Annotated in this window: 1 pseudogene; it reads left to right on the forward strand. The window is 29.6% G+C overall.

Annotation, left to right across the window (positions count from 1 at the left end):
- Window positions 1–257: pseudogene (locus tag ACEWL1_RS12160) on the forward strand (alanine dehydrogenase); the annotation flags it as partial.

Raw genomic sequence — 257 nt, forward strand, 5'->3', positions numbered from 1 at the left:
GCTCATTAAAAAAATTTCTGTTGAATCTTATTTAAACGACACTTTTAATGAGCCAGTTTATTGTCTAATTGATGTTTTAGATTATAATAAACGTAAAGACGGAAAAGTTTTAAATAGAAAAGATTTTTACAAACAGCCAGAAAATTACGAATCTAATTTTATGCGTTTTGCAAAAGTGACGGATTATTTTATTGCGGGACACTTTTTTGGCGATGGTTCTCCGTATTTATTTACTAGAGAAGATGCAAAATCCAACG

Source organism: Polaribacter gochangensis (assembly GCF_046224025.1).
Lineage (GTDB): Bacteria > Bacteroidota > Bacteroidia > Flavobacteriales > Flavobacteriaceae > Polaribacter > Polaribacter gochangensis.